Annotated in this window: 10 protein-coding genes; 7 read left to right on the plus strand and 3 right to left on the minus strand. The window is 53.5% G+C overall.

Annotation, left to right across the window (positions count from 1 at the left end; all coding sequences use genetic code 11):
• Positions 1-271: helix-turn-helix domain-containing protein (locus tag FC43_RS04900; RefSeq protein ID WP_156648278.1), on the minus strand; the 271-nt coding region annotated here is incomplete at its 3' end.
• A 286-nt stretch (positions 272-557) separates the two neighbouring features.
• Between FC43_RS04900 and FC43_RS04905 the strand changes: the two genes are divergently transcribed.
• Positions 558-827: a hypothetical protein gene (locus tag FC43_RS04905; RefSeq protein ID WP_056954582.1), complete on the plus strand. Its 270-nt coding sequence runs from the start codon at positions 558-560 to the stop codon at positions 825-827.
• A gap of 14 nt (positions 828-841) precedes the next feature.
• Here FC43_RS04905 and FC43_RS04910 read toward each other — a convergent pair whose 3' ends face one another.
• Entirely contained in the window at positions 842-1,468 is a 627-nt protein-coding gene (locus FC43_RS04910; RefSeq protein WP_056954584.1) for a DsbA family protein, read from the minus strand.
• Positions 1,469-1,671: 203 nt separating this feature from the next.
• Here FC43_RS04910 and yjbM point away from each other — a divergent pair, with 203 nt between their 5' ends.
• Genes yjbM through FC43_RS04925 form a run of 3 tightly spaced genes read left to right on the plus strand, consistent with a single transcriptional unit; the run spans position 1,672 to position 4,038 of the window.
• A complete protein-coding gene (gene yjbM, locus FC43_RS04915) occupies positions 1,672-2,346 on the plus strand; it encodes a GTP diphosphokinase (RefSeq protein WP_019205084.1) in 675 nt (224 codons plus the stop codon).
• A complete protein-coding gene (locus tag FC43_RS04920) occupies positions 2,327-3,133 on the plus strand; it encodes an NAD kinase (protein WP_056954586.1) in 807 nt (268 codons plus the stop codon). Before yjbM ends, FC43_RS04920 begins: the two co-directional genes overlap by 20 nt.
• A complete protein-coding gene (locus FC43_RS04925) occupies positions 3,130-4,038 on the plus strand; it encodes an RluA family pseudouridine synthase (RefSeq protein ID WP_056954588.1) in 909 nt (302 codons plus the stop codon). Before FC43_RS04920 ends, FC43_RS04925 begins: the two co-directional genes overlap by 4 nt.
• 97 nt (positions 4,039-4,135) lie before the next feature.
• Here FC43_RS04925 and FC43_RS04930 read toward each other — a convergent pair whose 3' ends face one another.
• Complete coding sequence (locus tag FC43_RS04930; protein ID WP_019205087.1) at positions 4,136-5,158, minus strand: lactonase family protein; 1,023 nt, start codon at positions 5,156-5,158, stop codon at positions 4,136-4,138.
• Positions 5,159-5,266: 108 nt separating this feature from the next.
• On the opposite strand from FC43_RS04930, the gene FC43_RS04935 reads away from it, so the two are divergent.
• The 3 genes from FC43_RS04935 (at position 5,267) to FC43_RS04945 (ending at position 9,093) form a co-directional block, all read left to right on the plus strand.
• The gene (locus FC43_RS04935) at positions 5,267-6,136 is read left to right on the plus strand and encodes a methyltransferase domain-containing protein (protein WP_056954590.1); all 870 of its coding nucleotides are present in this window, start codon (positions 5,267-5,269) and stop codon (positions 6,134-6,136) included.
• A gap of 175 nt (positions 6,137-6,311) precedes the next feature.
• Positions 6,312-6,821, plus strand: coding sequence for a tRNA (cytidine(34)-2'-O)-methyltransferase (locus FC43_RS04940; protein ID WP_019205089.1), 510 nt, complete (start codon positions 6,312-6,314; stop codon positions 6,819-6,821).
• Positions 6,822-6,846: 25 nt separating this feature from the next.
• Positions 6,847-9,093, plus strand: coding sequence for an FtsK/SpoIIIE family DNA translocase (locus FC43_RS04945; protein WP_056954592.1), 2,247 nt, complete (start codon positions 6,847-6,849; stop codon positions 9,091-9,093).
• The last annotated feature ends 80 nt before the right edge of the window (positions 9,094-9,173 follow it).

Below are 9,173 nucleotides of genomic sequence, written 5' to 3' on the forward strand. Positions count from 1 at the left end.
GCCACGCTTTACCCAGATCAGAAATCGCCAACTGCAGACACCGCGCCGACAGTTGATACTGCCAGTCGGCCTTATTAGCAACCAATTCATCCCGAACCTTGCGTTCGTTGGGCCGCTGCTTCTTATCAGCAAGAATCACTGAAGCATCATACATGTCATTCCAAAGGGCCAGCCCTTGATTCCAACAGTAGCGCCGGTAATCGCATAAATCATCGAGCACCTTTTTCATCGTTTGGTTTGGATATAACTTCACCTTTTGCGTGCGCAACATCACCGTCCCCACCTCTCAAACAGCCAACTTAGATACGTGTGAGCGATAAAGATCTAACAAAACGATCAAGAAATCGCATTGTTAACGCTTTAATCATCTCACTGTTCATTTTGTTTAGCAAGTTTTTCGCTGGCATGACGATGATAAATTTCTGTTAGCTAGTCCCCGAATACTCATGCCACATTTTGTCTTTCTCATAGACATTCGGGAAGGTTATTCAACATTATTCGACATTTTTATTAACAGTTATCTCCTCCGCCAACTGTTGGCACTGGAGCAGGTTGTTTTGGGCACGACCTGGTCTTGGGCGAGGTGGTGGACCTTTCTGACAGCGCAAACGACTTGGTTGCCCTTACCGTGTTTGACGCCCCCGCAGGTGGCTCAGCTGCACCACCAGCTCTTGCAAGCCTGGACGGTCGAATTGGCCCAAGCCGGAATCGTAACGCAACGCGCGGCGGGGGTCCAGTATTGCCGCCGGCCAGCCTGGTTTGCCAGTTATGCGGCGAAAGTACGGGCCGTACGGGGGTGGGCGGGAAAAGAAAAAAGCCCCCGATAGGCAGGGGCTAAGGATTACAGGATTCGAAAGCGGGGTTGGGCGTGGTTAAAGCGGTCAATGAAGTCTTGGGCGGTTTGCATGACTTGTAGTTGCCCATCGTGCAGCAATTGAATTAAGGTATCATAATCAAAATCGTTGATTAAGACTCCGTAATCCGGCCCGGTGGTATCGAAGATGACGGCCGTGGCGGTCCGGGTGACCCCTAGTTCATTTGCCATTTTTTGATCGGCCACAAAGGCTTCGCGGGCTAAATCCGACTGGCGATCCGCTAAAAACATTTCCAGGTCTAACCCGACTTGGCGGGCAATTTCTTCGACCAAGGCCGGTGAATAGCGTCGCGCATCTTTAATAATGGCCGTTTGTAGTTGGAGTAAGTAGTGACGCCCCCGCTTCCCACCTTGAAAAAGGGCCGCTTTATAATCGAGGCTGACCTGGTAGAGTAATTCAGAAACGGCTTGGTGGTGAGAAGCGCTGAGGCCGTAGCGATGCAGCGTATTTTGGATGGTGTGCATGTTAATCAGGGGCACAAATTGATACTGCAATTTGGTTTGTTGTAGGTCCTTATCAATCCGCAAGACATCTTGTTCACAACGGTAGCATTGCATGCCCAGGGGATTGACGAACAGGTGAATCTCGAGCACGGGCGGCTCCTCCAATCGTCATCATTTCGCGTTTAGTTAAGTTTCTCCAATTATTTTGGCAAAGCTCCCTGGATTTGTAAAGTAAATTGATTGCCACCAGCTCAGCGGCAATCAATTCGCCAATCTAGGGCAAAAAGGCTCGGCCGCTGGGCAGCATGTGCTAAAATGGAAATTAAGCATTAACGAAGAAAGCAGGAAGAGTGATGGTAGAGAATTGGCAGGATTTCTTATTCCCGTACCAGCAAGCGGTCAATGAACTCAAGGTCAAGCTGCGCGGGATGCGAAAACAGTTTGAAGAGCAGGCCCAGCATTCACCGATCGAATTTGTGACCGGGCGGGTGAAGCCAGTCGATAGTATCAAGGAAAAAATGGTTCGGCGCCACGTCCAGGCCGACCGTTTAGAACAAGACATGCAAGACATTGCCGGGCTCCGGATTATGTGTCAATTTGTCGAAGATATCTATGTGGTTGTCGATTTGCTGCGCCAACGCAGCGATATGACGATTTTAGAGGAACGCGATTACGTTACCAACGTCAAACCCAGTGGCTACCGGTCCTACCACATTGTGATTGAATACCCGGTCCAATTGACGACGGGAGAAAAACGGATTTTAGCTGAAATTCAGGTTCGTACCTTGGCAATGAACTTCTGGGCGACGATTGAGCATTCGTTGAACTACAAGTACGGGGGTACGTTCCCAGCTGACGTCCGCGATCGGTTGCAACGGGCTGCGACGGCCGCCTTCAAGCTTGATCAGGAAATGTCAGAAATCAGAGAAGAAATTCAAGAAGCCCAAACGATCTTCTCGTATAACCGCCAGCCTCAAGCGCAGCCGCCTAAAGAAAGTGAGGATACCGATGCGAGTCGCCATTTATAATTCAGATACCCAAGAATCCAAGCGCTTAAAGCGGATGATCATCCAGGGCTTGGCCAAGGAAGGAATTCCTTATGATGAAGACCAGCCCGACTTGGTAATCTCCATTGGTGGGGACGGGACCTTGCTATCCGCTTTTAATCACTATGAAGACCGCTTGGATGAAATTCGCTTTGTCGGGATGCACACTGGCCACCTCGGGTTTTACACTGATTGGCGGACCTTTGAAGTCTTTGATTTGATTGAAAGTTTGAAGACGGATAGTGGTCAGTCGGTAGCCTACCCCTTGTTAAACGTGGAAGCCAAGTTCTCCGATGGGACCCGGCAGAATTTTGTGGCCCTCAACGAATCGACCATCCGCGACATGGTCAAGACGATGGTTTGCGATGTTTACATCAACGCCGAACTCTTTGAACGCTTCCGGGGCGATGGTTTATGTATTTCAACCCCGACGGGATCAACGGCCTACAACAAGTCGGTTGGCGGGGCGATTATGGATCCCAAGATTGTCGGCTTTCAATTAGGCGAAATGGCCTCGTTAAACAACCGGGTCTTTCGGACCTTGGGCTCGCCGATCATCTTTGGCAAGGATGCCGTCTTGACCTTGCGCTTGGCGGATGATTCAACGGCGGTCTTAAGTTGTGATCGGACACAGATTATGTTGGGCGAAGTGCGCCATCTGACGGAACTGACCTACTCGGTGGCGGAACAACAAATTCGCTTTGCCAAGTACCGCCATACGAATTTCTGGCGGCGGGTCAAGGCCTCCTTTATCGGGGGTGAAGCATGAGGTTTACGTGGACGTACCAAGGCAGTGTGCCGCGCAAACTGCGTCGGGTGTTAAAATCCTTTGGGGTAACGACATCTTTGATTAAGGTGGCCATCTTTCACGGTGGCCGTCTTTTATTGAACGGACAAACTGCGTGGGCAATTGCCAACGTGCAGCCGGGAGATGAAGTCGGGATTGAAGTTCCCAATGAAGCCGCGAATGATGCGGTGACTCCCTGTGAGTTGCCCTTTGAGATCGCCTATGAGGACCGCGACTTTTTGGTGATTAATAAGGCCGCCGGGGTTGCGACGGTCCCGGCGCATAATGTGGCGGTGCAAGACAGCTTGGTCAACCGGGTGAAGGCGTACTACCAGCGGCAGGGGTACGAAAACCAAGTGACCCACGTGGCGACCCGCTTGGACCGTGATACCAGTGGACTGGTGATTTTTCCCAAGCATCGCTTTGCTCACGCCGTCTTGGACCGGCAATTAAAGGCGCACCAGGTTTTTAAGCAGTATGAAGCTTTGGTTGGTGGGACAGTCGCTGAGCATGGCTATTTGGATGCGCCGATTCAGCGGGATCCCGCCTCGTTTGTCAAGCGAATGATTGGACCGGCCGGGAAGGCGGCCGTGACCGAATACTGGCGCCTCGAGACCGTGGCGGGAGCTAGTCGGGTGAAAATCCAGTTGCATACCGGCCGAACCCACCAGATTCGGGCCCATTTTGCCTGGCGCGGCACGCCGCTGTTTGGCGATGAAATGTACGGTGGCGATTGCCAATTGCTGCATCGCCAGGCCTTACACTGCCAAAAGATTCGCTTTTACAGCCCGTTTTTGGCCAAGACAATCAGCCTTACGGCCCCCTTGCCGGCGGATTTGCAAGGGTTACAAGCTCAATTGGGCCTGACTGGTGATCAGCCAAAGTAGCGGTTAGCTCCCACCTGATCGATCTAGCGTGTGGAAAACAAAAAAGACCGGGAAAAGCAGTGCTTTTTCCCGGCCCTTAAACGCAACGTCCTAAGTCTTACCAGCGCTTGATGCAGACTGGTTCTGGACAAGCGACGTCTTGTTGCAACAGGGTTAATTGGCCACTGGCTGCGTCACGGGCGTACAGGGTCAAATTGTTGGTATTTTGGTTTGCGGCGATGAGGTAACTTTCGTCTTGGCTCAGTTCGAAGTCCCGTGGGAAATCGCCGGCAGTGGTAATCGATTGGATGTGGTTGACGGTGCCATCTGCTTGGACGGCAAAGACGGCAATCGTGTTTTCGCCCCGGTTGGAGGTGTAAATGAATTGCCCGTCTTGCGAGATGTGAATGGCAGCGGCCCCGTTGTGGGCCGTCCAATCAGCCGGGATGGTCTTGATGGTCTGGACATGCGCAAATGCACCGGTGGCCGCGTCGTATTGCAAGACTTCCAGTTGACTGGACAATTCCCCGAGCAGGTAAGCAAATTTCCCGTTCGGCGCAAAGACCAGGTGCCGGGAACCGAAGCCGGCTTCGGATTGGTAGCGAGATTTCGCGGTCAGCTTCCCTTCCGTACTTAGGTCGTAAACCACGACCAAATCCATCCCTAAGTCACAAACGACCAACCGGCCATCTGGGGTGAGGTCGGCGTAGTGCGGGTGCGGAGCGTCTTGTTCGGGAGCGGGTCCTGTGGCCCCTTCGTGTTGGACTTGATCAGCCAGGGTCAATTGACCGTCGGCAGCGACGCGGTAGACACTGATCAGACCAGTATGGTAGTTGGCGACAAACAGCAACTGCCGGGTGGCGTCAAAGCCCACGTAAGCGGGGGGCGAACCGGCGGCCAGCGCCTGGGCCAAGCGAGTGGCGTGGTCGTTGGTCAAGGCGTAGCTGGCAATCCCGCCTTGGCCGTCGGCTTGGTAAACGGCAAAGGCTCGGTCGTTAGCAACTTGCAAGTAGGACGGCTTGCCTGATTCGGCGACCAACCATGATGCTGATAATTGTTGGGTAGCAGGATCCAGGGTTACCCCGTAGATCCCTTGACTGGTGTGACTGGTGTAAGTCCCAATCATAAATTTTTCAGTCAAAACAAAAACCTCCTTAATCGAAATACTCCTTTATCATAGCACACGCACCAAGGGCTTGGGTGGGCGAAGGGGGATTTTGTAGGCAATGAGAAAGCAGAGGAAAGCAGAGTGAAGAAACGAGAATTAGCGGCCCAATGGGTCCAAAACCATTTATCGATGTTGGCGTGCCCAATTTGTCAGGGTCCCTTTAGCCTGGTGGCGACCCAGGGGCTGCGGTGTAGTAAGGGGCACCAGTGGGATTTTAACCGGGCGGGGTCCGTTCATTTTTTGCAAACTGCCAGTGCCAGCAATGGTTACGATCAGGAAATGTTGGCCGCGCGCCGGCGGGTGTTAACGGCGGGCTTATTTGCCCCGATGGTGGCGCAACTCAACGCCTGTTTGCCAGCGGCGCCAGTCAAACTGATTGACGTGGGGACCGGGGAAGGGACGCCGCTAGCTCAGCTGCAAGCCTTACGGGGCAACGCCGATGCCTTGGCCGGCTTTGATATTTCCAAGGCGGGCGTAAACTTGGCGACCCAATTGGCGCCCGGGCAAATGTTCTTTTGTGTCGCTGATTTGCGCAAGTTGCCGTTTGCGACGGCCAGCCTGGACGTGGTCATGGAATTGTTTTCCCCGGCCGATTATGATGAGTTTGACCGGGTCCTGGCGCCCGGGGGGACGTTGCTGAAAATCATTCCGACCGGAGCCTACCTGCAGGAATTGCGGGCCTTGCTGTACCCTGCCACGGATTCCCACCGCCACTATGACAATCACTTGGTCAAGGACCGCTTCTTAGCCCGCTATCCGGCCGGGCAAGTGATCCCAATCAATTACCAGTTTGAATTGGCGCCAGCCTTGCGGGCGGACCTAGTGGCGATGTCGCCCTTGCATTGGGGCCAAGGGGCGCGGGAGCTGACGGCCGCGGAACTGGCTTCGTTGAAAACGGTAACGGTTGCCGTAGAACTGCTGATTGCCAAGAAAAACGCAAAAAATTATTGAAATCTTAAAGCGGTGTGTTAAAATAATCTTCAGAAATCATTTGGTAAGTGACATCGAAGCTTTCGTTGGTATTTATCAAAGAGCACTTCACTAAAGCAGCGTTTCGCCGTGCCCACACCGAGACCCTGCTTTTTTTGTTGCCAAAAACACCATTGCGATAGAAACGAGGAAAATCATGACCAATCACATTGTACTCTTTGAACCCCTGTTTCCGGCTAATACGGGTAATATTGCTCGGACCTGTGCCGGCACGAATACGGTGCTGCACTTGATTAAGCCCCTGGGGTTTGCAACCGATGATAAGCATATGAAGCGGGCGGGGTTAGACTACTGGGATAAGGTCGAAGTGGTCTATCATGATGACCTGCCGGCTTTTATGGCGACGGTACCAGATCAAACCAAGCTGTACTTGGTTTCAAAGTTTGCCACCCGGGATTACACAGAAGTTGACTATACGGCCAGTGGTGATCATTATTTTTTATTTGGCAAGGAAACCACGGGCCTGCCCGAACCATTTATGCGCCAGTACCCGGAATTGGCGATCCGGATTCCCCAAAACGATGACAATATTCGGGCGCTTAACCTGTCGAACAGTGCGGCGATCGTGATTTACGAAGCCTTACGGCAACAAAGCTTTCCGCACTTGGCGCGGGTGCACACGTACGAATTTGATAAATTAAAGTAGTTGGTGTCAAAGAAAGGATCAGCATATGCCACAACGCAAACGGCGGGCGGCCAAACAGCCGCGCCGCGCTAAAGCTTCGGCCCAACAGCAATTAGCGCGCCACTTAGGGGGGCTTTTGGTGGCCTTAGTGTTGGTGGTCGGGGCCTTTCAATTAGGGTTAATTGGCCAAGTCGTACTCGGGAGCTTGCAACTGCTGGGCGGCCAGAGCGCCTATTTTCTGTTGGTCGTGGGGCTCGGCCTGGCAAGCTGGGTGGCGCTCTTTGCTGCCTTACCCCGCGTTGCTCCCCGCTATTGGTGGGGGCTCGGGTTGTTTTACCTGGGCTTGCTGTTGGTTTTACATGCGCAAATGTTTGCAGCTTTACAGACCCACAGCCACTTTAGCTTGGTAACCTGGAATTCGTTGAATCGGGCCCTCTTTAACGGTGATTCCACGGCCCCCCTGGGGGGTGGCATGCTGGGGGCGTGGCTGTATTCCTTAAGTTACGTACTGTTAAATCAAGCCGGGACGCTCGGGCTGGGTTGGTTATTGATGTTGAGCGGAGTGATTGTCTTCTTTCATTTGCCATGGCAGCGGGTCTTTCCGTGGCTGCGGCAGGTGGGCCGGGGAATTGGTCAATTGGTTAAAGAGGCCCGGGCAAGGCAAGCGGCGCGACCAAAGCGCCAACCTACGGCCCCGCCAAGCGCTGCGGCCCCCGCTCCGCCAGAACCAGCGGTCACGCCACCCGAACCAGCGCCCCTTAATCCGCCCGTTGCCCCGGCGCCGAAGATCAACGTGGCCGGACAACCAGAACCAGTAGCCCCGGTTGAACAAGACTCAGCACCGGAACCGGAACTTCCGGCCCTAGGGGTGGGAGAAGTCCACGATGATGACTATCAGCTGCCCCCGCTCAGTTTGTTAAGTTCGGTGGCGGCGACTGATCAAAGTCAAGATTTAGCCGCCATTCAGGCAAATACCAGTAAATTGGCGGCGACCTTAGCCTCCTTTGGGGTCGACGCCACGGTCGAAAACGTCAATTTGGGGCCATCGGTGACGGAATATGAATTGAAGCCCGCCACGGGAGTGAAGGTGGCCAAAATTACTCACCTGGCGGATGATTTAGCCCTGGCCTTAGCCGCCAAGGGGATTCGGATTGAAGCGCCGATTCCGGGGAAATCCTTGGTCGGGATCGAAGTCCCCAACCAAGCCCCGGCTACGGTTGGCTTTAAGGAACTAATCGAAGCGATGCCCAACAGTGAGCGGCCCTTGGAAGTCCCGTTGGGGCGGGCAGTGACGGGTGAAGTCGTGACCGCGGATCTGACCAAGATGCCCCACCTGTTGATTGCCGGGGCCACCGGGAGTGGGAAATCGGTGGCGATCAATGTCATTTTGACCAGTTTATTGCTGCGGGCGAAACCCAGCCAGGTCAAGATGCTGATGGTCGACCCGAAGAAGGTTGAATTAAGCGTTTATAATCAAATCCCCCACCTGCTGAGTCCAGTCGTGGCCGAGCCGAAAAAGGCCGCGAAAGCCCTGGCCAAGGTGGTGGCGGAAATGGAACGCCGGTATGAACTGTTTGCCGCGTTAGGGACCCGGAATCTGCAGGGGTACAACGAACTGGTCGCCCAGCATCCGGATGAAGAGCAGCCGCCCTTGCCGTTGATTTTGGTGATCATTGACGAATTGGCCGATTTAATGATGACGGTCTCCAAAGAAGTGGAAGATTCCATTGTCCGGATTGCTCAAATGGGGCGGGCCGCGGGGATTCACATGGTAATTGCCACCCAACGGCCGTCCGTCGATGTCATCACGGGGTTGATCAAGGCCAACGTCCCGTCACGAATTGCCTTTGCGGTCTCCAGTGGGATCGACTCGCGGACGATTTTGGACGCCAACGGGGCGGAAAAATTATTGGGACGCGGGGACATGCTCTTTCAACCGATTGATAAAAACAAGCCTACCCGGCTGCAAGGGGCCTTCATTTCCGATCACGATGTCGAAGCCGTGGTTGACTTTATTAAGGAAGAGCAACCAGCGGAATACGATCAGCAAATGGTGATTACGGATGAAGAAATGCAACAAGAAGCGACCCAAGCTGAGCAGGATCCCTTGTTTGATGAGGCCTTGGCTTTTGTAATTGATCAACAAAAGGCGTCTACTTCGATGGTCCAGCGGCGCTTTCGGATTGGTTATAACCGGGCCGCGCGCTTGATTGATGACTTGGAACAACAAGGCTATATTGGTCCGGCCAACGGGGCCAAACCCCGCGAAGTTTATTTGGACCGGCACGAGTAAAAAAGTCACCTGCCTTCTTGGAAATGGACTGGACCCTGTCAAGTGGAAAGTTGAATTATGTAAATGATTAGGCAGCTAGT

The organism is Limosilactobacillus ingluviei DSM 15946 (assembly GCF_001435775.1).
GTDB lineage: Bacteria > Bacillota > Bacilli > Lactobacillales > Lactobacillaceae > Limosilactobacillus > Limosilactobacillus ingluviei.